Genomic DNA, 24398 nt, shown 5'->3' with positions numbered 1-24398 from the left:
TCGGACGCGATCGCGGACTGGCCGCTGCTGAACGCGATGGTCAACGTGGCGTCGGGTGCCTCCTGGGTGTCGATCCACCACGGCGGTGGCGTCGGTATCGGCCGCTCGATCCACGCCGGTCAGGTGACGGTCGCGGACGGCACGAAGCTGGCGGGCGAGAAGATCCGCCGGGTGCTGACCAACGACCCGGGCATGGGCGTCATCCGCCACGTCGACGCCGGCTACGACCACGCCGTCGAGGTCGCCGACGAGCTCGACGTCCGCATCCCGATGCGGGAAGAGGAGGCGTGATGCCCACCGAGCTGGCGGCCGTGGCCGTCGACGTCGCCCCGACCGCGTGGTCGGGCCGTGACGACGGCTCCGGCGCCGAGCACCTGCGGTGGCACCACGTCGTCTCGACCGACCCCGCCGCCGTCACCGCCGGTGACGTCGCGTTCGTCGGCTTCCGCAGCGACGAGGGCGTGCGCCGCAACAAGGGCCGCACCGGCGCGGCCGACGGCCCCCGCGCGCTGCGCGCCGCGCTCGCGTCGATGGCGCTGCCGTCGCGTCAGCGGGCGCTGGACGCGGGCGACATCGAGGTCGCGGACGGCGACCTGGAGGGCGGCCACGCCCGGCTCGGCCGGGCGGTCGCCGACCTGCTGGACGACGGCCTGCGCGTCGTCGTCCTCGGCGGCGGCCACGAGGTCGCCTACGGCAGCTACCTCGGGCTCACCGGCAGCGGACTGCTGCGGGACGACGACCGCCTGGGCGTGCTCAACCTCGACGCGCACTTCGACCTGCGCGACGAGCCGGTGCCCAGCTCCGGAACGCCGTTCCTGCAGATGGCCCGCGACGAGCAGGCGGCCGGGCGGCGGCTGAACTACTGGGTGCTCGGCGTCAGCCAGCCCAGCAACACCACCACCCTGTTCCGCACCGCCGACCGCCTGGGCGTCCGGTACCTGACCGACACCGAGTGCGGCGCGCTGGACCGCGAGCAGGTCGACGCGTTCGTCGAGGAGTTCCTCGCGAGCTGCGACGTCGTCCATCTGACGATCGACCTCGATGTCCTCCCGGCGGCCTCCGCCCCGGGCGTCAGCGCCCCGGCCGCCTACGGCGTGCCGATCGGAACCGTCGAGCGCGTCTGCGCGGCGGTCGCGGCGAGCGGCAAGCCGCTGCTGGTCGACGTGGCGGAGCTCAACCCGTCCCTCGACACCGACCAGCGCACCGCCCGCGCGGCGGCCCGCCTGGTCCACCGCCTCCTGGTCACCTCGGCCGTGGCGCCGTTCCTGCCGCCGGGGCCGGATATGCCGGAGCCGCAGCGGCCCGAGACGGACTGAGCGCCGCACCCCTGAACCGGTCGCCAGGCTGTGAGATCCGGACAGCAGCCACAGCCTGGCGACCACCAACGCTCCCTCGCCGGGCGGCCGCTCCCGCGGTCTCAGGTACGGCGGCCACGGGGTGCGGGGGGACAGTTCCCTGTTCACCCGGGTGAGCAGCCCCGGCCCGTGCTCCAGCCCGCGCAGGGCCAGAGCGACGGCAGGTCTCCGCCTGCTGTGACGGCGGGTCAGGTCCGGACGGTGCGGCCCCGGTGCAGGGTGCCCTGGACGTCCGCGAAGAGGAGGTCAAGCCCGACGCCGTCGCGTTCGGCGTGGATGTGCAGGTGGGGCTCGCTGCTGTTGCCGGAGTTGCCGACCTGGCCGAGCAGGTCTCCGGCGCGGACCCACTGGCCCGGGGTCACCGTGACGGTGCCGGGCCGCAGATGGGCGAGCTTGACCGTCTCGGTGCCGGTGTCGATGAAGACGAGGTTGCCGTAGCGCGGCCCGTACCGGATCACGCCCGGGACCTGGTCCTCCACGTCGTCGACGACGGCGACGACCTGTCCGTCGCACGGGGCGTACACGTCGGCCCCGTAGGCGAGGTAGGCGTCGAGGCGATCGGGAGCGCCCCGCCGGCTGCCGGTCGCCCCCACCCGCACGAGGTCCAGGGCGCCGCGCTGCTCGGGCACGCCGTAGTGGTGGTTGAGCAGGCGCCCCCCGCCCTGGCCGATGTACCAGGACCCGCTGAGCGGGAACCGGGTCGACGCGGTCACGGCGAGGCCCCACCGGTGACGCCGGGCCCGGAACAGCGCTCCGGTCGCCAAGCACAGCAGCGCCGCTCCGACCACCAGGTCGGCGGCGCTGTTCCCACCGTGCAGGCCGGGCAACCGCCATGCCGACCCGAGCGCGACCAGGCCTCCCGCCTCGATCGGGCGGCGGATCCACCAGGGCTCCTCGGTGACGAAGGAGAAGCCCTCCAGCAGGACGTAGCCGGCCACGGCGACGACCAGTGAGCCGATCCAGCCGGTGACGCTCGCGGCCTCCCAGCACTCGGCGATCCAGTAACTGCCCAGGGCGAACCACACGGCTATCGCCAGTCGGCGCCGCCACTGCCCGGTCCGTCCGTACCCCTGCGCGTCCCGGGCGATCATCAGGTCGACCAGCGCCCCGGCGGAATCGGTCCTCGCCCAGGCCAGGACCTGCCCGGAGGGCCCCGAGACGACGAGCCCCTGGGGGGAATCCCGCACCTCGTCGATGCCGCCGAGCCGTGCCCGGGTGGCGTCCACGATCCGGTACAGCCGGTCATGGCCGCTGCGCTCCACCGCCAGGGGAGCGAGCTCCGCCCAGTCGGCGGGATCCGCGCACAAGAACCCGTACAGTGCGGCGATCTCCGCGTGGCGGTCAGGCCGGGACATGCTGCTTCACCTCGTAGTTCATCGCGTCGTCCGCGACCGTCGGCCGAACCGAACGAACAAAAGGGAGGGGTGGAAGGCCGGACGCGGATTGCCTCAGCGCCGCGCCACGGCGAGTGCGACGAGGAGTGGAACCACGCGCTCGGCCGGTACGGCGTAGTGCCCCCTGGTCGACGAATGCAGCCAGCCGGCCGCCGTCATCTGTCGCAGGTGGTGGTAGATCTGCCCGCTGGACCCCATGTCGGCGACCTGCGCCAGGGAACTGACGGTGCTTCGGCCGCACAGGATCTCGCGGAGCATCAGCAGGCGCACGGGGTTGCCGAGGGCGGACAGTGTCTCCGCGGCGCTGGAGAGGTCACTCTCCATCAGGTCCTTCGTGCCGAAGCCCATCTGCCAGTCGTAGTGCTTGCCCGACGGCAGGCCGACGGCCCCCACGAACAGCACCCCGCCGCCGTCCAGTTCGGCCTCTGCCAACTGCTGCTTCCAGGCGGACAGCGCCCAGAAGCCGTCCTGCGCCGGGGTCGCCGCCACTGCCGTGGGCTGTTCCCGGCTGCCCGCGGCCTCGAGATCGGCGACGCGCCGCTCCAGCTCCGCGACCCGCTCCGCAAGCTCCATGCCCTGATACTACGCAACTACGGATTATCAGCAAAACCAACGCTCGCGGCGCGGCCGGCGCCGGCGGCCGGGGTGGTGCCCGATTTAAGTGATATCTCTATACTGGCGTCATGGAGGCCCGCGGCATCCGAGCGCGTGGGCGGGCGGTGGAAGCGAGGCGGTCCGGGATGGACGGGGCTGGGGCAGGGGCGATCAGCGAGCGGGTGGCCCGGAGTGTGACCGGGGCCGTGATGCTGCCCGTCGGGCTGGCCGTGGGCGGTGTCGGGGTCGCACTGCTGTCGACCTCGCGACCGGTCGGCGGGGTGCTGGTCTTCGTCGGCGTGCTGGTGCTCGCGGGCCTGGTGGCGGTCGCGCCGGGACAGGCGCGCGTGGTCTCGCTGTTCGGCCGCTACGACGGGACGGTGCGCACGGCCGGGCTGCGCTGGGTCAACCCGCTGACCAAGCGGCAGCGCGTCTCGACCCGGATCCGCAACCACGAGACGGCGACACTCAAGGTCAACGACGCCGACGGCAATCCGATCGAGATGGCCGCGGTCGTCGTCTGGAAGGTCGCGGACACCGCCAAGTCCGTCTACGACGTCGAGAACGTCGTCTCCTTCGTCGCCACCCAGGCCGAGACGGCCGTGCGGCACGTCGCCGGTGCCTACCCCTACGACGCGCGCGGCGAGGAGCGCCTCTCGCTGCGGGAGAACGCCGAGGAGATCACCACCCGGATGTCCGCCGAGATCGCGCAGCGGGTGGCGCTCGGTGGGGTGTCGGTGGTCGAGTCACGGATCACCCGCCTCTCCTACGCGTCCGAGATCGCCCAGGCGATGCTGCGGCGCCAGCAGGCGGAGGCCGTGGTCGACGCCCGGCGCCGGGTGGTGGAGGGCGCCGTCGGCATGGTCCGGATGGCCTTGGACCAGCTTGCCGAGGTGGACCTGGTGGATCTGGACGAGGAGCGCAAGGCGGCCATGGTCTCCAACCTGCTCGTCGTGCTGTGCAGCGAGTCCGCGACCCAGCCGGTGGTCAACACCGGCACGCTCTACCAGTAGGCGGGACCGTGGGGGAGCGCAAGAACATCCTGCTGCGGCTCGATCCGGCGGTGCACGACGCGCTGACCCGCTGGGCCGGCGACGAACTGCGCAGCACGACCGCCCAGATCGAGTTGCTGCTGCGCCGCGCCCTCGCGGACGCGGGCAGGCTGCCGGGCAATGTCGGCGGCCTGCCCCGGCGCGGCCGCCCGCCCAAGCGGCCGGCCGCGGAGGAGCAGGAGCCGGGCGGCGAGGAGTGATCGGTGGCGGCAGGCCATGGACCCTCCGCCGCTAAAGTGATATCACTTAAATTGTGACCGTTGAACGAGACAGCGCCGCGCCGCGCACCCGGGACGTCCCGACCGGGCCCGCGATCGTCGTGGACGCACTGACCAAGCGCTTCGGGCAGCGCACCGCGTTCGCCGACGTGACCTTCGAGGTCGAGTACGGCGAGGTGTTCGGCTTCCTCGGGCCGAACGGGGCCGGCAAGACCACGACCGTCCGCACGCTCGGAACCCTGTTGGCGCCCAGCGCCGGCACGGCCACCGTCGCGGGCCTGCCGCTGACGGAGGCCAACGGCGTCGCGATCCGCCGCAGGATCGCCGTGATGCCCGAGCAGCCCGGGCTCTACCTGCGCCTCAGCGTCGCCGAGAACCTCGACTTCTTCGCCGGCCTCTACGAGCTGGACGACCGCCGGTCCCGCATCGAGCGGGCGCTGCGCGCCGTCAACCTGCTCGACCGCGCCGACGACCCCTGCCGCTCGCTCTCCAAGGGCCTGCGCCAGCGTGTCGGCCTGGCGCGTGCTCTGCTGAGCGACCCGCAGATCCTCTTCCTGGACGAGCCGACCTCGGGCCTGGACCCGCTGGCCGCCCGCGACGTCCACGAGCTGATCGACGGCCTGCGCCGCCGCGGCGTCACCATCTTCCTCACCACGCACCGCCTCGCCGAGGCCGAGGCGCTGTGCGACCGCGTCGGCATCATGAACACCACGCTGCGCACCATCGGCCGCCCCGACGAACTGCGCGAACGGCTCTTCAGCAAGACCCTTCAGCTGCGGACGGCCGCTCCGCTCGCCGAACCCGAGCGCGTCCTCGCCGGCCTGCCCGGTGTCGAGGGCTGGCACCCGAGCGCCGACGAGGCCTGCGGGTACGTGCTGACCGTGTCGGACCCGGACCTGGCCGCACCGGCCGTCGCCCGCGCCGTGATCGGCGCCGGGGCGGACCTGCTCGCCCTGAGCCCGTCCCGGCACTCGCTGGAGGACGTCTACCTCCGGCTCATCGACGAGGACGTGGAGGCGCAGGCGCGATGACGACCGAAAAGACCCTGAGCTGGACCCGCGTCCGGGCGCTCGTGCGTAAGGAGGTGAACGACTTCCGGCGCAACCGTTTCATCGCCACCACCATGGCGGTGCTGCCGCTGCTGTTCATGATCGAGCCGGTCATCTCCGTCTTCAAGCTCCCCGCCGACGCCCCGGCGAGCAAGCTCGACGCCCTCGTCGGGGTCTCCACGCTGGAACTGATGCTGATCCCCGCGCTGATCCCGGCCGTGGTCGCCTCCTACGCCGTGGTCGGCGAGCGCGAACAGGGCACGCTCGAACCGGTGCTGACGACCCCGATCCGCCCGGCCGAGTTCCTGCTCGGCAAGGCGCTGGCCGCGTTCCTGCCCACACTGGTTCTCGCGTACGTGATGTACGGGATCTTCCTGGCGGCCGTCGGCGTCTTCGCCCACCCGAACATCGCCCACGACATCTTCGAGCCCTCGCGGGTGTTCGCCCAGCTCCTGTTCACCCCGCTGCTGGCCGGCTGGTCGATCTGGGCCGCCGTCGCGATCTCCACCCGCACCAGCGACGTGCGCGTCGCGCAGCAGTTGGGCTCCCTCGCCAGCCTGCCGCCGGTCGCGGTCGTCGCACTGATCGGCTTCGACGTCATCAAGCCGAGCGTCACCCTCGCCCTGGGCCTGGGCGCCGGGCTGCTCCTGGTCGACCTGGTCGCCTGGCGGCTGGTGGCGGCCATGTTCCACCGCGAGCGGCTCGTCACCGGCGCCCGGGCCTGAGCGACGGGAGGGCGTGCTCAGCGTCGCTTGCGCCGACTGAAGAACCAGCCCGTCGGTGGCTTGTCCGACCGCCACGGCTGCGGCGCGGGTGCCTCGCGCCGCCACCGTGCGGCCAGCATCCGCGCCCGCGCCGACGGCTCGCGCTCCTGCGCGCCCCGCACGAACGCCTCGTCCAGGACGGCCGCGTCCCAGTCGTCCTCCTGCATGTGACCTCCCCAGCGGTCGACGATGGGCCCAGTGTGCACGAACGCCCGTCAAGCCCGCGTCAAGTCCCACCGCGCGGGGCAAGCCTGGAAATCGGCTGCGCGCGCGGGGCGATCCGGCCAGACTGGCGGCGTGGATTCGAAGATCAACCGACTGACGGTGCCGCACCTGCATCCGACACCCGGCTACCACCACGTCACCGTCGTCGAGGCGGGGCGAACGGCCCATCTGGCCGGGCAGTGCCCACTCGACGCGGCCGGGGTACTCGTCGGGGCGGGCTCGGTGCTGGAGCAGACCGACCAGGTGGCGGCGAACGCCCTGGTCGCGCTCCGGGCGGCGGGCGCGGAGCCGCGGGACGTGGTGCGGTCGGTGATCTACGTCCGCAGCGACGACCGGGCAGCGCTGGCGCAGGTGTGGGGCCGCCTGACCGACTCCGTGATCGGTGCGGCGTTCACGACCGCGAGCACGCTCCTGGGCGTCTCCCAACTGGGCTACCCCGGCCAGCTCGTCGAGCTGGACCTGACCGCCTCCCTGCCGGAGCGGCCGGTCGCGGAGACGCCCGAGGAGGATTGATGACGATCATCGCCATGGGCGGTGGGGGCTTCTCGATGGAGAGCACGCCGTGGATGGACGACTACGTCCTCGCCGAGGCGACGCGGCGCAGCCCGCGGCCGCGGGTGGCGTTCCTCGGCACCGCGTCGGGGGAGAGCGAGAACTACCTGCTGCGGTTCTACCGCGCTTTCGGCGCGCGCGCCGGGTCGACCGCCGAGGTCTCCCTCTTCCGTCGTCAGGGGGATCTGCGGTCCCAGCTCCTGGAGCAGGACGTGATCTACGTCGGCGGCGGCAACACCGCCAACATGCTGGCGGTGTGGCGCGCCCACGGGGCCGACCGGATCCTGGCGGAGGCTCATGCCCAGGGCGCCGTCCTGGCCGGGGTGAGCGCGGGCGCGATGTGCTGGTTCGAGGGCGGCGTCACCGACTCCTTCGGCGACCTGGCCGTCTTCGAGGACGGCCTCGGCCTCCTGCCCGGCGGGCTCTGCCCGCACTACGACGAGCCCGGCCGTCGCGCACTCTTCCACGCCTGGGCCGCGGCCGAGGGCCACCGCGCCGGCTACGCCGCCGACGACGGCGCCGCCCTGGTCTTCCGCCCCGGCGCCGCCCCGCACGTCGTGACCACGCGCCCGGACGCCGCCGCCTACCGGATCACCTCCGACGCGTCCGGCCACGTGAGCGAGGAGCGGCTCGTCGGCGAGCGACTCGGCTGAGCGGCCGGCCGCTCCGGTCCACTGCTCCGGTCTACTGCTTCGCTCCACTGCTTCGGGCTACTGCGCGGCGCGTGCGGCCGGGACCGGGGCGGACAGCAGGGCGCGCAGCGGGGCGGCGGAGGGCGGTTCGGCGTCCGCCACCGCGTCGACGGCGGGGCCCAGCAGGGCGTCGAGGCCGGGGTCGAGGTCCAGGCGCTTGCCGCCCTGCTCCCAGTCCAGCGTCCAGCGGCCGCGCCCCTGGGCGATCAGCTGGGCCAGCAGCAGCGAGTACAGCGCGTCGGACGCGGCGGCGGAGCCCATCGACCGAGCCGCGTCGGAGGTGACGGTGCGTGACATGCCCTCGCGCGGCATCCACCCGGTGATCTCCCGCCAACGACCGGCGTCGATCGCGTCCAGCAGCTCCGGCAGGTCGGACTTGCGGCGCAGCGCCGCACGCACCGCCGCCCACAGCGCGGCGGACTCCTTCTCGAGCTCCGCGTTGCCGCAGGCCGCCGCGAGCGCGTCCCAGTCGACCTGGCGGAGCCCGGCCGCGCCCCGCCGTCGCGCGCAGGCCCGGCCGGCCGTGGCGTCGGCGTCGTCCAGCAGGGTGTGCGCGGGTTCGAGGAGTTCCGCCCGTGGCTCGCGCGCGACCTCGCCCAGGCCCTGCAGATGCGCGATGCGCTCGCTCACCGGCGGGTGCGAGTCGTAGACGGACCGGCGCTCCCGGGACGGGTTCCGTCGCAGCGCCGCCGCCTCCTCGCGCCAGGACGCGGTCTCCAGGAACCGGCGGAAGCCGGGCTGGATCTCCTCGGCCCGGGGGCCGAGCTCCTGCGGGGCGCCGATCTCGACGTACTCGCTGCGGTAGCGCTCGTGGGCGCGTGTCAGCAGTGGTGTGGCGCGCAGCGCGCGGATCACGGTCTCCGGCCCGGTCAGTCGTGCGGCCGCCGCGTCCGCCGCCAGCTCCTGCCGTCGGGCGCCCGCCTGGGTGACGCGCAGGCAGAAGCGCGCGTAGCGGGTGAACAGGCCGTTCAGGCCGTGGCCCAGTCCGCCCTCCTTCGCGCTGTAGCCGGAGACGACCTGCCCCAGACCGGCCCGGCTGCGCGCGGTCAGGCCGAGCAGCAGCGTGTCGCCGTTGGCGAAGTGCCCCAGCTCGTGGGCGATCACCGCGTCCAGCTCGGCCACGGTCAGCCCGCTCAGCAGCGGCAGGCCGATCATCATCCGGCGCCGCCCCGGGATCAGGCCCAGCAGCCACGACCCCTGCCACACACTCGCGTTCGGCACGTCCACCAGCCACAGCCCGGACGGCGGGCGGACCCCGGCGGCCTCCGCCGCCGCCCGCACCCGCTGCCAAAGCCGCGGCTGCTCCTGCGGGCTCACCCTGATCCCGGGCGGCCGGTGACGGTTGCCGGGGTGTCCCATCAGCAGCCCGCGTACGAGCGGGTACGCCAGCAGCACGCTCACGGCCAGGACCGACCACAACCCCAGGCCCTGCTCGCTCCGCATGGCCGCGCTGATCACCGCGTCGTCGACCAGCGCGATCACCGCCAGGATGGCGAGCGCCATCGCGTAGAAGCCGAGAAGCAGCGCGATCGCCTGGATCGTCCGCAGCAGCCTGCGCACGGTGGGACCCCCGATGGTCGGACGCTGCACGGGGCAGCGGTGGACGGAACGATACGGAAGGATAACCACCACCTCCCGGCCCGCCGAACCCCACCGCCCCGGTGAGCAGGTGCGACGGTGGCCGGTGCCACCCGAAGCCGCCTGTTCCGCCACAAAAGGGCTCGCGGCCCGCGACCGTCAGGGTGCAGGCTGTCCAGCGATGACCGACCACGACCCGACAGCCCCTGCCCGCACTCGCCCGTCCCCGGCCGCCACCGGCCCCTCCGGCGATCGGCTCTGCGCCGCGCTGGACTCCCTGGCGGGCCGGGGCCGGGCGGGCGGCCCTGCCCGGGCCGGGGTGCCGCGCGCCCCGGCGTGGCGGGGTCTCAGACCGCTGACCAGCCGTCGTCGACCGGGAGGATCACGCCGTTGACGTCGATCGCCGCGTCGGAGGCGAGGAAGAGGATCGCCGAGGCCTGCTCGTCCGGGGAGGCCATGCGGCCGATGGCCGCGCCGATGAGCGCGCCCACGACCTTCGGGCCGTGGGCCTCGGGATCGGCCTGGACCTGGATGTTCGTCAGGGTGGGGCCCGGGGCGATGGCGTTGGTGCGGATGCCCTGCCCGCGGTACATCACGGCCAGGTTCTTCACCAGGCCGACCACCGCGTGCTTCGACGCGGTGTAGGCGGCGCCCGCCGCGCTGCCGCGCAGACCGGCCTCGGAGGCGGTGAAGACGATCGCGCCGCGACCGGCGGAGAGCATGTGCGGCAGGACGGCGCGGGTCAGCCGGAAGGGGGCGGTGAGGTTGACCCCGATCACCCGCTCCCACTCGGCGTCGCCGGTCTCGCCGAGCGCTGACATGCGGTCCATCACCCCGGCGTTGTTGACCAGCACGTCCACGCCGCCGAAGGCGTCGACCGCGGTGGCCACGACCCGGTCCACGACGGCCTGGTCGCTCAGGTCGCCGACGACGGCGCGGGCCGTGCCGCCCGCGTCGGCGATCTCCTTGACGACCTGACCGGCCGCCTCCTCGTTCAGGTCCGCCACCAGGACCCGCGCGCCGCGGGCGGCGAAGGCGAGGGCGGCGGCGCGGCCTATGCCGGACCCGGCGCCGGTGACGACGACTGTGCGGTTCTGGAATCCCGAGGTGCTCATGGTGGGGGTGCTCCTTGGTGCGGCATGCGGGGTGGGAGGTGGGGCGGGGTTGCCGGGAAGCCGGGAAGGCGGCAGCTCAGTGGCCCTCGCCGGCCTGCGCGGGGACCGGCGTGACGTCGTTCGGCGCGCCGGCGTCCGTGCCGGCCGCGGACCGTCGCAGGGGGATGCAGGCCGCGACCGCGGCCGCGACGACCGCCACACCGCAGCCGATCAGCATGCCGGTGCGGAAGCCCTCCCGGGAGGGGAGGGTGAACGCGCCGAGGTGCGTCGTCATGTGCGACAGCACCACCCCGACGACCGCCGCGGACAAGGTGGTGCCGATGGACCGCATCAGCGTGTTGAAGCTGTTGGCCGAGCCCGTCTCCGAGAGAGGCACCGCGCCCATGATCAGTGCGGGCATCGCGCCGTAGGCGAGCGCCACACCGCTGTTGATGACGATCGAGACCGCGAGCAGACCCCAGACCGAGCCCATCAGGGCGACGGAGGAGCCGTACCCGGCCGCGATGACGAGGCTGCCGACCACGAGCGTCGTCTTCGGCGTGCGGGCGGCGGAGAGCTTGGCGCCGAACGGCGAGACCAGCATCATCATCAGGCCCGCCGGGGCCATCCACAGGCCGGCCGCCTGCATGGACTGGCCCAGGCCGTAACCGGTGGCCTTCGGCAGCTGCAGCAGCTGAGGGGTGATCAGCGCCGCGGCGTACATGGCGAAGCCGACGACGACGGACGCGGCGTTGGTCAGCAGCACCTGGCCCCGCGCGGTCACCCGCAGGTCCACCAGCGGGGACGCGCAGCGCAGCTCCCACCAGCCCCAGATCAGGAGCACGACGACGGCCACGCCGAACAGCCCGAGGGTGGTACCGCTGCCCCAGCCCCAGTCGGCCCCCTTGGAGATGGCCAGCAGCAGGCAGACCAGACCGGCGCCGAGCCCGAGCGCGCCGGGGACGTCGAAGCGGCCGGTGGCGCGCGGCGGCACGGCCGGGATCAGCGCCTGGACCAGACCCGCGACGATCAGGCTCAGCACCCCCGCCGCCCAGAACAGCACGTGCCAGTTGGCGTGCTGCGCGACCGCGGCCGAGATCGGCAGGCCGAGCGCGCCGCCGATGCCGAGCGAGGAGCTGATCAGCGCGATCCCGGCGCCCAGCCGCTCGGGCGGCAGCAGGTCGCGCAGGATGCTGATGCCGATCGGGATCATGCCCGAGCCCATGCCCTGCAGCCCCCGGCCGACGATCATCGGTGCCAGCGAGCCCGCGGTCGCGCACACCACCGAGCCCGCGACCAGCGGGACGGTGCAGACCAGCAGCATCCGCTTCTTGCCGTACAGGTCGGCGAGGCGGCCGATCGCCGGCGTGGTGACGGCGGCGGCGAGCAGCGTGGCGGTGACCGCCCAGGAGGCGTTGTCGGCGGAGGTGTGCAGCAGCGTCGGCAGGGCGCCGATGAGCGGCACGATCAGCGTCTGCATCAGGGCCGCGACGATGCCTGCGACTGCCAGCACACCGACGACGACGCCCGGGCGGGGCGCGGGCTGTGAGCCGTCCATGCGGTTCTCCTTGCGATGAGGTGCGACGGTGCATGCGTGAGCGATATGCACAGTACATATGGTGTGCGTAATGCACAATCAATGCTCGGAGAGGGTTCGCGCGGTTGTGGAGGTTTGCGGGAGCTTGCATAACAATGCTGCCTACCGGGCGGTAAGGATCTTGTGGGGCCCGGTGGCGGAGTCCTAGGTTCCGATGTCGTGTTCAGCTCACCCCTCATCAGTGTCATCGTGGCCGCCCACGACCTTCAGGGAGGTCTGGCGACCTGCCTGCAGTCGCTCCTCGGGCAGTCCTTCCGCGACATCGAAGTGATCCTCGTCGCCGACCCCTCGCCGGAGTGCCCCGCGGGAGTCGTCGGAGCCGCCGAGCTCGACGACGACCGCGTCACCGTCGTCCGCCTGGACGCGGCCGCCGGCATCGGCCCGGCGCGCAACGCGGGCGCCCGGCAGGCGACCGGCTCCTATCTGCTCTTCCTCGACAGCGACCACGTGCTGTGGGACGGCACCCTGCAGGCCCTCGCCGACCGGGTCCGCTCGCTGGACGGCCCCGACGTGCTGCTGTTCGGGCACACCCGCCTGCACCGCGGCCGCTCCTGGCCCGGCAGCGCCACCGAACTGCTCTCCGGGCAGGGGGCCAAGCCGTTCTCCCCCGCCGAGCAGCCCGAGCTCTTCGGCGTCCCCGCCTACATCTGGGACCGGCTGATCCGGCGCGAGCTCTGGACCGCGAGCGCGGCGGCCTTCCCGGAGGGCCAGCACGACGAGATCGCCGTCGTCCACCGCCTCATGCTCCGGGCCACGACGGTGGCCGTGCTCAAGTGGGACTGCGTGCAGCTGCGCCGCCGCCACACCGCCCACCCGGCAGGCGGGCCGCAGGGCAGTCAGCTCGACGTGTTCACCCGCTACGAGGAGAGCTTCGCCCTGCTCGCCGAGCACGGGCGCGCCGATGCCGCGCCGTGCCTGTTCACCCGGATGATCCGTCAGTACCTCTTCCTGCTCGGCCTGTCCGGCTGCCTCACCCGCTCCGAGCGGCCGCGCTTCTTCCAGCGCGCCGCCGAGCACTACCAGCGGTTCCAGCCCGAGGGCTACGAACGCCCGGCGGGCCGCGAGGGCGTCAAGTTCCAGCTCCTCGCCGGCGGCGGCTACGCGGCCTTCCAGACCGCCCGGCTTCCCCAGGTGGCCCGCGGGGTCCTCTCGCGTTCGTAGCCGCACGGCCGAGGGGGCGCCGGCAGTGCGCGCCGCGCCCCCTCCGGCCCCGGGTCTAGGACGCCGGGTGGCAGTTGGTCAGGCGCATGCCCAGGAAGGACGGCATGATCGCCGACGCGCCGTTGATGTCCGTCGTCTGGACCGTGGCCGTGGAGTCGGAGTCGCCGACGTTGCAGACGTAGGTCTGCGCCTGCGGGCGGGCGTCGCCCGAGTCGGCCGTGGCCGTGGTGGGCAGGGTGGTCAGGCCGACGATGGTCAGCAGCAGACCGCCCGCCAGCACGGTTCCAAGACGACGGATCATGACCTAGACCTCTCAGGAGAAACAACGGGAGCAATGCGAGGAATCGGTCAAATCTTGCTGGTCGGGGGCACGCGAACGACCGCGCGACACGAGTGAACCTCACCCGGTCGGAGTTGACGGTCTGACGATAGGACGATCGCCGCCTCTCACTCCCCGGTGGCTGAATCCGCCCCGTCTTCAGCGCCGCCGCCGCTGTCGTCGGGCTCGGCCTCCGGAACGTCGGCGCGCGGGACGTCAGTGGTCGCAGCGCCGGCGTTCCGGCCGACGAGCGCGGCGCGGATCCGCTGCAGGAGGGCCTCGTCGACCGGCGACGCGTCGCGCAGGGACGCGGCCTCGGCGGGGGTCATGGGGGAGTGCGAGGTGTCGTGCATCCGCGCACTCTATCCAAGCAAAGCCGCTGTTCAGCGACCCGGGGTGCGGAGAACCGGTGCGTCGGCCGTGGAGATGCTGCGCACGCGCACCGAGTCGTCTCGTTTGGGGAGATTCGACCGCCTCCGGCCGAGCACAAGTAGCCTTTCGGCCATGTGTCCCGGAGGCGGTCGCGCGAGGGCTCAGGACTGCGGCACCAGCACGCCGTCCAGGAAGGGGCTGCCGATGACGCCGTTCGGGTCGAGGGCGTTCAGCGTCGCCACCGCCGCGTTCCAGCCGTCGCCGGAGGCCTGGCCGGTGGTGAAGGAGGCGGGGATCGCACCGGCGATCGTCGCGGAGTCGGTCCACGCGCCGGAGGCGCTGTTGGCCCACTCCTTCGGCCATTCGTTGTGGACCGCGCCGACGCCCGCGTAGTGCGAGCGGACCCAGGCCTCCATCTCGCCCATGAACTGGTGGCAGCCGGGGGTGATCGGAACGGTGGTCATGTCGAACCAGACCGAGGTGTCCCACTCCGGGTGGTCGGGGCGCGGCCGCAGCGGCGAGAGCTGCGCGCCCAGGGCGCCGGGAACGTTGCAGTCGCCGGTCTGGTCCAGCCCCGTCACCCGGATCTCCAGCGGGGCGTTCATCGGGTAGAGGCCCTGCGCCGCGTAGGCGGCGAGCTTGGCGCTGTACTGGGCGAAGAAGTCGCTGACCACCTGCTGCACGTTGGCCCGCGAGGTCACCACGTTGCAGCAGGTCGAGGTGATCCGCAGCGTGGTCGGCCGGACGTAGAGCAGGACGTCGCTGGACCAGCCCCAGATGTCCCAGGTGCCCGTCGACACCAGGCCCGCGCTGATCGCGTCCATCTGCGCGGCGGTGAACTGCGGCGTGGCCGAGGCGTTCCCGGCGACGATCTGGGAGAGCAGGTCCGAGACGCTCTTCGGCACGATGTCGTTGAAGGTGAAGTCGTAGGGGCCGGTCACCGCCCGCGACACCCACGGCTGGCTCGGCGTCGGGGTGAACAGACGCAGCCACGGCGAGCTGGTGAACGGGAACCAGATGCACACCACGCGTCCGCACTGGTTCACGTAGGACGCCAGCGACTTCGACCCGGCCGATGCCGGGGGCGCGAACAGGTCGGTGGCGGCCACGTTGAACCAGCTCTGGCAGCGCAGCCGCTGGTCCGGTCCGACCCGCAGGGTCGCCTCGGTGACCAGCGCCCGGCCGATGTTGACCAGCAGCGCCTGGATCTGCGGGTCGGTGCGCTGGAACGTGCGCAGCACGTAGGCGCCCTGCGTGGCGTCCCAGACGACGGCGGTGAGACTGGTGATCAGGTTGCTGACCGAGCCGTAGGTGTGCCCCGGCAGCCGCGACTCGCCGACGGCCGGCACCCCCGTGCCGCGCCCGCCGGTCGCCAGCACGCCGCCGACCGTGGCCGCGCCCAGGACCGGGAAGCCGGTCAGCCCGAGCCCCGCCGACTTCAGCGTGCCGAGCACGTTGTCCATCGTGGCGCCCGGCTGGACGGTGACGCTGGCCTGTCCCGAGGCCGCGCCGGCGGCGTTGACGCTGATCCCGGTCAGGTGCGTCGTGGTGTCGACCAGCAGCACGTTCGCCGGGGTGCCGGCTGCCGCGACGATCGGCGACCAGCTGTAGCCGCCGCCGCGCGGGCGCAGCCGCCAGCCGTTGGCGTGGGCCCAGTTGGCGAGCGTCACCATGTCCGCGGCGGAGGCGGGGGAGGCGCTCCACAGCCCCTCGACGACGACCTCCTCGGACCAGTTCTGGAAGGTCTGCTGGTAGAGCGCGATCCCTGCGGGGAACTGCGGTGGCGCCGGGATCGTCGTGGCCGCGCTCGCCGCGGCGATCCGTCCGAGCGGCGTCCAGCTCATCGCGGTGGCGGCCAGCGCGGCCGCGCCCGCGCCCAGCAGGGCGCGGCGCGAGAGCGGGTCCGGGGCGTCGCCGGTATCGGTGGTGTCGGTGGTGTTCGAGCCTGCGGGGTGGTCCGGGGCGTTGCGCACCTGTCCCATGGTTGCGTCGCCGTCCCTCCTGACGGGCCGCGCCGGGCTGTGTGCGGTCAGCTGACTGCGGAAGCCGATAAAACCTGACGGAGTGTCAGACGGTACGGTGGTGCGGGGTGGACGAGAAGTCAAGAGTCGCCCGATGGTGGGATCCGCCGGTGCGTTCACCGTTCTCGCGCCGCGGACGCGTGATACTGGTTCGTGTGCGTGTCGCATTGATGACAGCGGGTTCCCGGGGCGACGTCGCCCCCTACACCGGCCTCGGCCATGCCCTGGCCCGGGCCGGCCACGAGGTCACGCTGGTGACCCACCAGCGCTTCGCCGGGCTCGCGGCCGAGGCGGGCCTCGGCTTCCACGGGCTGCCCGTGGACCCGCGTGCCGAGCTGGAGTCCGCGGCCGGCCGTGGGCTGCACCGCAGCAAGTCCGGAGCGGGCAAGCTCGCCCGGATGATCGCGCTCGCGCGCGCCCATGTCGCCGAACTCGCCGACGCGATGGTGGCGCCCGCCCGCCAGGCGGACGTGCTGCTGCTCTCCGCGGTGCTCGCGCCCCTCGGCCACGTCCTCGCGGAGGGGCTCGGCCTGCCCAGTCTCGGCGTCTACCTCCAGCCGCTGGCCCCCACGGGCGAGTTCGTCGCACCCGTCACCGGCACCCGCTCCCTCGGCCCGGCGGGCAACCGGCTCAGCGGCAGGGCCGTCAACGCCGCCCTCGACCTGATCTTCGTCGAGTCGGCCAGGACGTTGCGGCGCCGCCTCGGGCTGCCGCCCGGCGGCGTGCGCGCCACCCGGCACGCCTTCGAGCGCCGGCGGTGGCCGGTCCTGCACGGGTTCAGCCCCCTCGTCGTGCCGCGCCCCAGGGACTGGCGCGCGGGTCTGGAGATCTGCGGCTACTGGTGGCCCTACACCCCGCCGAGCGCACAACTGCCGGAACAGGTACGCAACTTCATCGCCTCCGGTCCACCCCCGGTGTTCGTGGGGCTCGGCAGCGCCACCGTCCCCGATCCGGCCCGCACCAGCGCCATCCTGGTCGCGGCCCTGCGCGCCGCCGGACTGCGCGGGCTGGTCCAGCGCGGCTGGGCGGGCCTGCACGCGGACGGCGACGACATGCTCACCGTCGACGAGCTGCCGCACTCCCTCGTCTTCCCGCACACCGCCGCCGTCGTCCACCACGGCGGCGCGGGCACCACGGCCGCCGCGCTGCGGGCCGGAGTCCCGGCGGTCCCGGTCCCGGTACAGTTCGACGCCGCGTTCTGGGCCTCCCGGCTCGCCTCCCTCGGCGTCTCCCCGGGCGCGGTCCCCCTCCGCACCCTCGACGCGGTCACCCTCACCCCGCTGCTGACCCGGGCCGCCCACACCACCCCGTACCGCGACCGCGCCCGCCACCTCGGCACCCTCATCCGCGCCGAGGACGGCTACGGCCCGGTCCTGGCCCACCTGGCGGGCCTGGCCTGACGGCTCACCAGCTCGCGCTGCCGCGCTGCCGCGCTGCCGGAGCCCGCCTGCGGACCCGTGCCGCAGCCGGCCTTCCGGCAGTGTCTGTGGCGTCTGCCAGGATCGCGCCATGCTCGAAGCAGATGAAGCCGTCGCCGCAGCTCCCCTCCCCGCAGGGCTGGACGACGCCGCGCTCGATACCGCCCACACGGGCGCGCTCGCGCGGGTGCCCTGGTTCGCCGGGTTCCTGCGGGAGCGGACGGCCGAGCCGCGGTACGGGTTCGCCGACTGGCCGGGGGAGCAGGCGTACCGGGAGCTCCGCGCCCGCAAGGAGGCGGCGTGGGCCGAGGCCGGGGAGCGGCTCGCGGGGAGCGAGGAGGCGGAGCGCCGCGCCGCGGTCGTGGCCGTGCTCGCGACGACGCTGCTCACCGGGCCGGATTCGGGGCCCTCCCGCGCCCTGGTCGCCGCGCTGTTGCCGACGGTGGAGGGCTGGACCGCCGCCGAGGTGGCCGTCCTGCTGCGCCGGGCCTGCACGCGGCCGGACGCGTTCCTCGGGGAGCAGGACGTGGCCCTGGCGCTCGACGCCGCCGAACGCCTGGACCTGGACGGCTGCCGCGCCATCGCGCCGTGGCTGGAACGGGTCCACGCGAGCGCGGGGACCCTCGTCGGCGACGGGCGTCGCCGCGCCCGGCTCCTCACCCGGCTGCGGGCGTTGCTCAGCCGGGTGGACGGGGTGGTGGTCCCGGGTGTGCTGATCCCGGCGGAGGCCGCCTGGGCGGCGCCCCTGCGGGAGCGCGTCCACACCACGCCCACACCGGAGTTCGCCACGCTCACCAACCACCTCGCAGGCCTCTCCGGCCCGCGTCCGACGCAGAAGTGGCGCCGGGAGTGCCGGCAACTCGCGGTCGGTGCGTCAGCACTGGGGCTGGTCGCCGAGGCTTTGCGGGCCCTCGCCGAGGACGAGCCGTTGTGCAGCCGCAGGAGCGGTCCCCACGACGCCCACATGGGGAGCGATTTCCACTACCACTACCTCGTCCGCCAGGACGACGGGGACCTGGCGCGTGGGCTGGTCTGGGCCGCCGCCCTCACGGGCGGCGCGGCGGCCGTGCCGCACCTCGCATCGCTCGCGCTGCGGGTCGGCGTCCGGGGCAGCGGTGTGTTCGAGGATCCCAAGCTCGCCGGAGCGGCGATCAACGCGCTCGCGGACGTCGAGGACGAGTCGGCGCTGGAGGCGCTGTGGCGCCTCCAGGTGCGGATCAAGCACCGCGCCCTGCGCAAGCAGGTCGACACCGCGCTGATCACCGCTGCCGGGCGGCTCGGCATCACCCCGGAGCAGCTCGTCGAGCGCAGCGTGCCCGACCACGGCCTGGCCCCGGACGGGTCCTTCGACCGCGTGCTGACGAGTGGGCACCGCCTCCGGCTGTCCATCGAGGAGGGCACGGCGGTCCGGCTCACCTACACCACGCCGGACGGCCGCACCAGCCGCACCGCGCCCGCCGCCGTCAAGGAGCAGGGCGCGGCCGAGCTGGCGCAGTTCAAGGCCCTCGCCAAGGAGGTGCGGGCCACGCTGGCCGGTGAGCGGGTCCGGATCGAGGCGCTGCTGTCCACGGACCGCACCTGGCCGTACGCGGATTGGCGCCGCCACTACCGGGACCACTCGATCACCGGATCCCTGGCACGCGGCCTGATCTGGGAGTTCAGCGACACCGACAGCGCCGACGGCACGGACGCCGACGGCACCTGGCACACGTGCGCGCCGGGAGAAGCGCCGGGCACCTTGCCGGCCGGCCAGGCCGGTCCTGCCGCGCGGGTGCGGCTGTGGCACCCGATCCGCGCCTCGGAGGCGGAGATCACCGCCTGGCGCGAGCGGATCGTCACCGACCGGCTGCACCAGCCGTTCAAGCAGGCTTTCCGGGAGGTCCACCTGCTCACCCCGGCCGATCAGGAGACCGGCGGCCACTCCAACCGCTTCGCCGGACACATCGTCCACTACCCGCGCCTCTACGCCCTGCTGAAGGAACGCGGCTGGCAGGCCAACTACCTGTGCCACCACGACGGCGGCCACGACGGCCGGGCCCACGCCGAGTTCGCCGACGGCACCTGGCGTGCCTGGTTCCACCACGAGCCCGCCGAGACCGACTTCGTGGACAGCCCCGACCAGGCACGCACCGGCCAGGTCCGCTTCGACCGCCGCGTCGGCCGCGCCTGGCAGCCCGCCTCCCTGCCGGACGTGCCCGCGCACGTCCTCAGCGAGGCCATGCGTGACGTGGACCTCTTCGTCTCCGTCACCTCCGTCACCTCCGATTCGGAGGCAGCCGGCTGACCCGCCGTGCACGACCCTTCCGGGGACGTTCCGGCGCGCCCTACCCTTGACGCGTCCACCACCCCCGCTGCACGCCGCGCGACTCTCCGCACCATCCGGCCCGGCCCAGCGAGGAGTCAGATCTTGTCCACGACGCCGCCGTCCCCCTCGACCTCGACCCGTTCTGCCGCTCCGGGATTACGCCGCGAGGCGGTCGGGCTGCGGGAGGTGCTGTTCCAGAGCGTCACCTCGATGGCCCCGGGCGCGGCCATCGCCGCGTCCATCCCCGCCGGTGCGGCGTTCGCCGGCGGCAGCCTGCCGCTGTCGGTGCTCATCGCCCTGGTCGCCTGCCTGTTCACGGCCTCCTGCGTCGCCGAACTGGCCCGCCACCTGCCGGCGGCGGGCTCCGTGTCCGTCTACGCGGCCCGCGGCCTCCATCCGGCCGTGGGCTTCGTCGTGGCCTGGGGGTACGTCTTCGTCGAGGCGCTCATCCCCACCCTGCTCCTGCTCCAGCTCGGCTTCACCACCGCCGGCACCCTCCACCAGGAGTGGCCGGGCTATCCGGCCGACCTGTGGTGGCCCTGGGCGCTGCTGGGCGCGCTGATCATCGGGCTGGCGGGTCTCTACGGCATCCGCGCCTCGGCGCGGCTCGGCACCGTCCTCGGCGTCTTCGAGATCGCCGTCTTCCTCTTCTTCGCCGTCCTGCTGATCGGCAACGCCGGCGGTCGTAACACCGTGTCCGTCTTCGGGACGGGCCACGTCGCCGCCGGACAGAGCGCGTGGGGTGGGGTCGTCGCGGGGTCCGTCTACACGGTGCTCGCCTTCGCCGGGTTCGAGGCCGCCGCGCCCCTGGCCGAGGAGGCGCGCGACCCGCGCCGCACGGTGCGTCGGGCCGTGCTCGGCGCGACGATCGGTATCGGGCTGGTCTACGTCCTGACCACCTACGCCATGGCGGTCTACGTCGGTCCGGGCAAGTTCGCCGGATTCGGCACCACCGGCGCGGCGTCCTGGGAGGGGGTGGCTCGCGCCTCGTTCGGGCTGCTCTGGGTGCTGGTCTTCTTCGCCGTCGTCAACTCCACCATCGCCAACGCCAACGCGGGCCTGGTCGTGTCCACCCGCACCGCCTACGCCCTCGGCCGCATCGGTGTCCTGCCCCGCGCCCTCGCCCGGGTGCACCCGCGCCACCGCTCGCCCGTGGTCGCGGTCGCCGCGCAGACCGTGATCGCTGTCAGCGCGACGCTGGGCCTCGGTCTCGCCTACGACCCGACGACGGCGTTCAACCTGGTCGCCACCCTCGTCGTCATCGTCGTGGTCTGTGTCTACATCGTCACCAACGCCGCCTGCGCGGGTTACTTCCTGCGCCACCGGCGCCACGAGCTGAAGCCGGTCCGGCATCTGCTGTTCCCGCTGCTCGGCACCGCCGCGTTCGTGCCCGCGCTGCTCACCGCGGCCGGAATCCCGGCGTTCTCCTTCGTCAGCAAGCTTGCCGCGCCGGTCTCCTACGCGGGCCCCGTCGCGGGCGTCTGGATGGCCGCGGGTCTGGTCCTCCTGGCCGTCCTGTGGCGCCGCAACCGTGCCGCGGTCGTGGCGACCGGCCAGGTCCACCTCGACGACGAGGACGGGGCGGCGGCCCGCCCCAAGGACCCGGCGTCACCCTGACCGGCCCCACCCCGACGGGCGGAGGCAGCGGTCGTCCGTCAGTCCCGGGGCCGGTCGCGCCCGTCGAGCGGGGCGAAGATCAGGAAGGCGTCCTGTTCGGCGTTGCCGCGGATCCAGGCGACCCGTTCGCCGAGTGCGACCAGGCGGTCGAGAATCTGGGTGGGTTGCGGGCCGCAGGCGATGTCGCCCGTGAGCACGATCAGGTCGGCGTCGCGCACCTCGGGTTCGGCCAGGACGGCCTCCAGGGCGGGCAGCACGCCGTGGACGTCGGACAGCACGGCCACGCGGCTCAGCACGGCGTCAGGCCCGGAACAGCTGAAGGCTGTCGTTGGTGAACATCTGCACCTGTCCGCAGTCCCAGCAGATCAGCGCCGTGGCGAACTCGTTGGACCAGCCCATCGTCTCCAGCTTCACCTCGCGGTCGCGGAAGACGTCCCCTTGGCAGAAACCGCACTTGATCCACTTCTCCCCGATGGCGGCGCGCACCGGCTTGGACACGTCGTGTTCCCTTCCCTCGCTCCGAGCGGCGATCAGCATGACACGGCCGTGATCGGTCCCGACAGGCGGGCGGCGCGCACCCGCCCCACGGCGGGGTGCGGAGCTGTACGTTGGTGGGAGCAATCGCCCCGACCCAGGAGGCAGGCGTTGAGCGCACAGCCGGTCCACGGTGCCGACGACGACCCGCGCGTCGCGGCCATCCCCCGCAGCATCCAGGCCGTCGGCAACGCGCTGAGCAACGAGAAGCGTCTCGCCTTCTACGCGGAGGTGCTGGGCGCGGAGGCGGGCGATCCCATCAACCTGGTGATCGAGACGTGGTGGCGCGAGGCCATGCTCGACCAGGTACCGGGACGCGCCGAACGCCTCGCCGACGCGCTCGCCCGTCGCGGCGGCGTGCCGCTGGAGGAACTCACCGCCCGTGTCGGCGGACTGGATTGAGCGGCGCCGATCCCTCGCGCCGCGGCTGGACCCTGGTCACCGGACCGGGCGTCGACGACGTGCTGCTGGACATGCTCAAGTCCGGTGAGTCCGCGGAGGCGCTGTGCCGCTCCGTCCTGCGCTTCCTGCGCGCCCTCGCGCTGGAGACGGGCGCCGCGCTCGACGCGGGCCGCGAGCCCCCGGGCGTCCGCCTCTCCGACGGCCGCCTGTCGCTGGTGATACCGCGCGAGCCGGTCCTCGTCTCCTATGTCCTCCTGCCCGACCACCGTGAACTGCGCGTCACCGACGTGGTGTGGATGGCCTGACGCCTCATCGGGCGGAGTCGGCGTCCGCTCCCGTGTCCGTGCTCGGGGTGCCGAAGTGGGCGAGGTGGTGCCAGACGCGCTTCAGTGACTGGGCGTCGTGGAGGCCCATGGCGACCGCCGCGCCGAGGATCCGGGGATCGAGGTGGCCGTTCTCGGCGATCCGCGCCCCCAGGTCGACGATCTCGGGCCCCCGGTAGTCGGGGTGGCGGCGCAGGTCGGCCACGTCGAGGCGGAAGCCGGGGTGCCACTCCAGCGGCACCGGGAGCCGGCGGGCGTGGGTCTCCACCTCCGTGCCCCGGAAGGACGGGTCCAGCACCAGCGCCTCCACGTCGCGCGACAGCATGACGGGACCGTGGACCTGGGCCTCGACATAGCCGTCCAGTGGGTCGGTGTCGACCGTCCCCGTGAGGACGGCCTGGACGACGGCCGTGGCCGCGTCCGCCACGCCGAAGGTGGTCGGCTCGTAGAAGCTGTCCGGGTAGCAGAACGTCGCCCGGGGCAGGGCCGCCGCGTTCAGCCGCAGGTGGGCCGAGCCGAAGCGGGGCGCGCCGCCGACGGAGCGCCCGCGCACGTTCAGTGCGCCGTAGACCGGACGCGACGCATCCGGCTCGGTGTCGTAGGCACCGCCGAAGATCCGGCTCTCCCAGCGCCACCGGTCCCCGCCCGGATAGGCGGTGAGACCGCCGTTGCTCGTCCCGGTGACGAACTGCGAGTGGTAGACGCCGTCCTCGGCCAGGCGCTGGAGCAGCGGAACGCCGTCGGAGGTCAGCCGGTCGGGGTGGAAGTTCAGCGTGACCCGCAGTGAGCCGTCCACGGGTGAGCCCACCGAGCGCCCGGCGACGTGACGCACCGCGCGTTCGGCCGGATCGGCGGCCTGGAGGGCGTGATCGTTTCCACTCATGGGCCATTCGTACCAACCCCGGCCCACGGGGACCAGCGGATTTCGCTGTGCCGGGCCTTCCGGGCCTCCCGAGCACTCGGAGCCGGGGGGCCGGGGAGCGGCGCCTGACCGGACCCGGCCCGGCCGGTCAGGCGCGACGTTCAGGGAGCCCCGGCGCGGCTCGTCACACCAGCCGTTGCAGGAAGCCGTTCTGCACCAGCCAGAGCACGTTCAGCTGCGCCGGAGCCCCCGGCACGAGGGTGGGGTCCAACTGGTACTGCCACCCCAGGCCGGGCTGGTCGAACCAGGGCGCGACCGGGCCGCCGTCCACGGTGAACGGCTTGAGCACCTTGTAGGCGTGGTAGTTGCACCCTGCCGCCGGACTGCTGACCAGGCTCTGCGGCGGGATGGAGCGCGCGGAGTAGGCCGCACCCTCGGGGGCGAGGAAGGAGCCGTACTCGCTCCCGAAGCGGTCCAGGGACTGGCCGGTGCCCAGGTGCTGGTGGGTCTCGATGGGGGAGCCGTCGTGCTTGAGCAGGTAGCCGTTCTGCGGCGGGTAGAGCCAGCCGCCCTTGCCGCCGTTCGCCGTCGGATCCCAGAACTGGGCGAGGAAGGACGCGGTCGAGGCGCCGCCGGTGCGCTGGTAGCCGCGCAGCTCGTGGCCGACCGGGCCGGCGGTGGGCAGCTGCGCCGGGCCGAGCCGTGCGTCGCCGTTCTCGAGCGCGGCGGAGCAGACGTCGCTGGGATGGTGGTCGGGAGTGGTGGGCACCGAGGCGGTGGCCGGGGCGCCGGTGAAGGCACAGGTCGCGGCGAGCAGGGCCAGGCCGGCGCCGAGTTTCGCGATGTTCTGAACGACCGTCATGTCAATGATCCAACAGCCCTGCCCGTCCATCCGCACAC

The 24398-nt window shown here is 73.5% G+C and carries 25 protein-coding genes and 2 pseudogenes; 14 read left to right on the top strand and 13 right to left on the bottom strand.

Annotated elements, in window-relative coordinates; all coding sequences use genetic code 11:
- Positions 1 to 291, top strand: a pseudogene (locus ABH931_RS21730) (urocanate hydratase); the annotation flags it as partial.
- Entirely contained in the window at positions 291 to 1316 is a 1026-nt protein-coding gene (gene hutG, locus ABH931_RS21725; RefSeq protein ID WP_370115700.1) for a formimidoylglutamase, read from the top strand. The pseudogene ABH931_RS21730 and the gene hutG, both read left to right, overlap by 1 nt.
- 227 nt (positions 1317 to 1543) lie before the next feature.
- Here the strand turns inward: hutG and ABH931_RS21720 are convergent, their stop codons facing one another.
- Both ABH931_RS21720 and ABH931_RS21715 read right to left on the bottom strand, forming a co-directional pair.
- On the bottom strand, positions 1544 to 2710 hold the full coding sequence (locus tag ABH931_RS21720; protein WP_370115698.1) for a M23 family metallopeptidase: 1167 nt from the start codon (positions 2708 to 2710) through the stop codon (positions 1544 to 1546).
- A gap of 93 nt (positions 2711 to 2803) precedes the next feature.
- Positions 2804 to 3322 (bottom strand): ArsR/SmtB family transcription factor, encoded by a 519-nt coding sequence (locus tag ABH931_RS21715; protein ID WP_370115696.1) that lies wholly within the window; start codon positions 3320 to 3322, stop codon positions 2804 to 2806.
- 167 nt (positions 3323 to 3489) lie between these two features.
- Here ABH931_RS21715 and ABH931_RS21710 point away from each other — a divergent pair, with 167 nt between their 5' ends.
- From ABH931_RS21710 to ABH931_RS21695, 4 genes are read left to right on the top strand one after another with little or no spacing between them, the layout of a single operon-like run.
- On the top strand, positions 3490 to 4356 hold the full coding sequence (locus ABH931_RS21710; protein WP_370115695.1) for an SPFH domain-containing protein: 867 nt from the start codon (positions 3490 to 3492) through the stop codon (positions 4354 to 4356).
- An 8-nt stretch (positions 4357 to 4364) separates the two neighbouring features.
- A complete protein-coding gene (locus tag ABH931_RS21705; RefSeq protein WP_370115693.1) occupies positions 4365 to 4595 on the top strand; it encodes a hypothetical protein in 231 nt (76 codons plus the stop codon).
- Positions 4596 to 4648: 53 nt separating this feature from the next.
- The gene (locus ABH931_RS21700) at positions 4649 to 5644 is read left to right on the top strand and encodes an ABC transporter ATP-binding protein (RefSeq protein ID WP_370115692.1); all 996 of its coding nucleotides are present in this window, start codon (positions 4649 to 4651) and stop codon (positions 5642 to 5644) included.
- Positions 5641 to 6387, top strand: coding sequence for an ABC transporter permease (locus ABH931_RS21695; protein ID WP_370115691.1), 747 nt, complete (start codon positions 5641 to 5643; stop codon positions 6385 to 6387). The genes ABH931_RS21700 and ABH931_RS21695 overlap by 4 nt, the downstream gene beginning before the upstream one ends.
- A gap of 17 nt (positions 6388 to 6404) precedes the next feature.
- Here ABH931_RS21695 and ABH931_RS21690 read toward each other — a convergent pair whose 3' ends face one another.
- On the bottom strand, positions 6405 to 6593 hold the full coding sequence (locus tag ABH931_RS21690) for a hypothetical protein (RefSeq protein WP_370115690.1): 189 nt from the start codon (positions 6591 to 6593) through the stop codon (positions 6405 to 6407).
- 130 nt (positions 6594 to 6723) lie between these two features.
- Between ABH931_RS21690 and ABH931_RS21685 the strand changes: the two genes are divergently transcribed.
- Together ABH931_RS21685 and ABH931_RS21680 are read left to right on the top strand one after the other, a co-directional pair.
- Positions 6724 to 7164, top strand: a complete 441-nt coding sequence (locus ABH931_RS21685) for a RidA family protein (protein ID WP_370115689.1) — start codon at positions 6724 to 6726, stop codon at positions 7162 to 7164.
- Positions 7164 to 7856, top strand: coding sequence for a Type 1 glutamine amidotransferase-like domain-containing protein (locus ABH931_RS21680; protein ID WP_370115687.1), 693 nt, complete (start codon positions 7164 to 7166; stop codon positions 7854 to 7856). The genes ABH931_RS21685 and ABH931_RS21680 overlap by 1 nt, the downstream gene beginning before the upstream one ends.
- Positions 7857 to 7913: 57 nt before the next feature.
- On the opposite strand, the gene ABH931_RS21675 is transcribed toward ABH931_RS21680, so the two are convergent.
- The 3 genes from ABH931_RS21675 to ABH931_RS21665 form a co-directional block, all read right to left on the bottom strand.
- Entirely contained in the window at positions 7914 to 9485 is a 1572-nt protein-coding gene (locus tag ABH931_RS21675) for a M48 family metallopeptidase (protein WP_370115686.1), read from the bottom strand.
- Positions 9486 to 9820: 335 nt separating this feature from the next.
- Positions 9821 to 10588 (bottom strand): SDR family NAD(P)-dependent oxidoreductase, encoded by a 768-nt coding sequence (locus tag ABH931_RS21670; RefSeq protein ID WP_370115685.1) that lies wholly within the window; start codon positions 10586 to 10588, stop codon positions 9821 to 9823.
- Positions 10589 to 10664: 76 nt separating this feature from the next.
- Positions 10665 to 12125, bottom strand: coding sequence for an MFS transporter (locus ABH931_RS21665; protein ID WP_370115683.1), 1461 nt, complete (start codon positions 12123 to 12125; stop codon positions 10665 to 10667).
- Positions 12126 to 12323: 198 nt separating this feature from the next.
- Between ABH931_RS21665 and ABH931_RS21660 the strand changes: the two genes are divergently transcribed.
- Positions 12324 to 13325, top strand: a complete 1002-nt coding sequence (locus tag ABH931_RS21660; RefSeq protein ID WP_370115682.1) for a glycosyltransferase family 2 protein — start codon at positions 12324 to 12326, stop codon at positions 13323 to 13325.
- Between the two features lie 55 nt (positions 13326 to 13380).
- Here the strand turns inward: ABH931_RS21660 and ABH931_RS21655 are convergent, their stop codons facing one another.
- The 3 genes from ABH931_RS21655 to ABH931_RS21645 all read right to left on the bottom strand — a co-directional run bounded on the left by ABH931_RS21655 (position 13381) and on the right by ABH931_RS21645 (position 15989).
- Positions 13381 to 13626: a hypothetical protein gene (locus ABH931_RS21655; protein ID WP_370115680.1), complete on the bottom strand. Its 246-nt coding sequence runs from the start codon at positions 13624 to 13626 to the stop codon at positions 13381 to 13383.
- A 146-nt stretch (positions 13627 to 13772) separates the two neighbouring features.
- Complete coding sequence (locus tag ABH931_RS21650) at positions 13773 to 13997, bottom strand: hypothetical protein (RefSeq protein WP_370115678.1); 225 nt, start codon at positions 13995 to 13997, stop codon at positions 13773 to 13775.
- Positions 13998 to 14177: 180 nt separating this feature from the next.
- On the bottom strand, positions 14178 to 15989 hold the full coding sequence (locus ABH931_RS21645) for a cholesterol oxidase substrate-binding domain-containing protein (protein WP_370115675.1): 1812 nt from the start codon (positions 15987 to 15989) through the stop codon (positions 14178 to 14180).
- A 218-nt stretch (positions 15990 to 16207) separates the two neighbouring features.
- On the opposite strand from ABH931_RS21645, the gene ABH931_RS21640 reads away from it, so the two are divergent.
- From ABH931_RS21640 to ABH931_RS21630, 3 genes are all read left to right on the top strand, one after another.
- Complete coding sequence (locus ABH931_RS21640; protein ID WP_370115710.1) at positions 16208 to 17437, top strand: glycosyltransferase; 1230 nt, start codon at positions 16208 to 16210, stop codon at positions 17435 to 17437.
- A 109-nt stretch (positions 17438 to 17546) separates the two neighbouring features.
- Entirely contained in the window at positions 17547 to 19739 is a 2193-nt protein-coding gene (locus ABH931_RS21635; protein ID WP_370115673.1) for a DUF4132 domain-containing protein, read from the top strand.
- A gap of 123 nt (positions 19740 to 19862) precedes the next feature.
- Positions 19863 to 21377 (top strand): APC family permease, encoded by a 1515-nt coding sequence (locus ABH931_RS21630; protein WP_370115671.1) that lies wholly within the window; start codon positions 19863 to 19865, stop codon positions 21375 to 21377.
- An 89-nt stretch (positions 21378 to 21466) separates the two neighbouring features.
- Here ABH931_RS21630 and ABH931_RS21625 read toward each other — a convergent pair.
- Positions 21467 to 21673 (bottom strand): annotated as a pseudogene (locus ABH931_RS21625) (metallophosphoesterase); the annotation flags it as partial.
- Positions 21674 to 21677: 4 nt separating this feature from the next.
- Complete coding sequence (locus tag ABH931_RS21620; protein WP_370115670.1) at positions 21678 to 21875, bottom strand: hypothetical protein; 198 nt, start codon at positions 21873 to 21875, stop codon at positions 21678 to 21680.
- Between the two features lie 147 nt (positions 21876 to 22022).
- On the opposite strand from ABH931_RS21620, the gene ABH931_RS21615 reads away from it, so the two are divergent.
- Both ABH931_RS21615 and ABH931_RS21610 read left to right on the top strand, forming a co-directional pair.
- The gene (locus ABH931_RS21615; protein ID WP_370115668.1) at positions 22023 to 22313 is read left to right on the top strand and encodes a hypothetical protein; all 291 of its coding nucleotides are present in this window, start codon (positions 22023 to 22025) and stop codon (positions 22311 to 22313) included.
- Positions 22310 to 22618 carry a hypothetical protein gene (locus tag ABH931_RS21610; RefSeq protein ID WP_370115667.1) on the top strand — a complete coding sequence of 103 codons (309 nt, stop codon included), beginning with the start codon at positions 22310 to 22312 and terminating at the stop codon, positions 22616 to 22618. Before ABH931_RS21615 ends, ABH931_RS21610 begins: the two co-directional genes overlap by 4 nt.
- A 4-nt stretch (positions 22619 to 22622) precedes the next feature.
- On the opposite strand, the gene ABH931_RS21605 is transcribed toward ABH931_RS21610, so the two are convergent.
- Positions 22623 to 23519, bottom strand: a complete 897-nt coding sequence (locus ABH931_RS21605; protein ID WP_370115665.1) for a DUF3626 domain-containing protein — start codon at positions 23517 to 23519, stop codon at positions 22623 to 22625.
- A gap of 163 nt (positions 23520 to 23682) precedes the next feature.
- Complete coding sequence (locus ABH931_RS21600; RefSeq protein ID WP_370115663.1) at positions 23683 to 24360, bottom strand: TNT domain-containing protein; 678 nt, start codon at positions 24358 to 24360, stop codon at positions 23683 to 23685.
- Positions 24361 to 24398: the final 38 nt, after the last annotated feature.

This window comes from Streptacidiphilus sp. MAP12-33 (assembly GCF_041261265.1).
Lineage (GTDB): Bacteria > Actinomycetota > Actinomycetes > Streptomycetales > Streptomycetaceae > Streptacidiphilus.
This window is presented reverse-complemented; position numbering and strand designations above follow the sequence as displayed.

Excerpts from the sequence above, each read along its gene's own strand:
- ABH931_RS21690 (WP_370115690.1), bottom strand. The coding sequence starts at position 6,593 with ATGCAGGAGGACGACTGGGACGCGGCCGTCCTGGACGAGGCGTTCGTG.
- ABH931_RS21600 (WP_370115663.1), bottom strand. The coding sequence starts at position 24,360 with ATGACGGTCGTTCAGAACATCGCGAAACTCGGCGCCGGCCTGGCCCTG.
- hutG (WP_370115700.1), top strand. The coding sequence starts at position 291 with ATGCCCACCGAGCTGGCGGCCGTGGCCGTCGACGTCGCCCCGACCGCG.
- ABH931_RS21710 (WP_370115695.1), top strand. The coding sequence starts at position 3,490 with ATGGACGGGGCTGGGGCAGGGGCGATCAGCGAGCGGGTGGCCCGGAGT.
- ABH931_RS21640 (WP_370115710.1), top strand. The coding sequence starts at position 16,208 with ATGACAGCGGGTTCCCGGGGCGACGTCGCCCCCTACACCGGCCTCGGC.
- ABH931_RS21665 (WP_370115683.1), bottom strand. The coding sequence starts at position 12,125 with ATGGACGGCTCACAGCCCGCGCCCCGCCCGGGCGTCGTCGTCGGTGTG.
- ABH931_RS21715 (WP_370115696.1), bottom strand. The coding sequence starts at position 3,322 with ATGGAGCTTGCGGAGCGGGTCGCGGAGCTGGAGCGGCGCGTCGCCGAT.
- ABH931_RS21720 (WP_370115698.1), bottom strand. The coding sequence starts at position 2,710 with ATGTCCCGGCCTGACCGCCACGCGGAGATCGCCGCACTGTACGGGTTC.
- ABH931_RS21605 (WP_370115665.1), bottom strand. The coding sequence starts at position 23,519 with ATGAGTGGAAACGATCACGCCCTCCAGGCCGCCGATCCGGCCGAACGC.
- ABH931_RS21680 (WP_370115687.1), top strand. The coding sequence starts at position 7,164 with ATGACGATCATCGCCATGGGCGGTGGGGGCTTCTCGATGGAGAGCACG.
- ABH931_RS21650 (WP_370115678.1), bottom strand. The coding sequence starts at position 13,997 with ATGCACGACACCTCGCACTCCCCCATGACCCCCGCCGAGGCCGCGTCC.
- ABH931_RS21635 (WP_370115673.1), top strand. The coding sequence starts at position 17,547 with ATGCTCGAAGCAGATGAAGCCGTCGCCGCAGCTCCCCTCCCCGCAGGG.
- ABH931_RS21670 (WP_370115685.1), bottom strand. The coding sequence starts at position 10,588 with ATGAGCACCTCGGGATTCCAGAACCGCACAGTCGTCGTCACCGGCGCC.
- ABH931_RS21655 (WP_370115680.1), bottom strand. The coding sequence starts at position 13,626 with ATGATCCGTCGTCTTGGAACCGTGCTGGCGGGCGGTCTGCTGCTGACC.
- ABH931_RS21695 (WP_370115691.1), top strand. The coding sequence starts at position 5,641 with ATGACGACCGAAAAGACCCTGAGCTGGACCCGCGTCCGGGCGCTCGTG.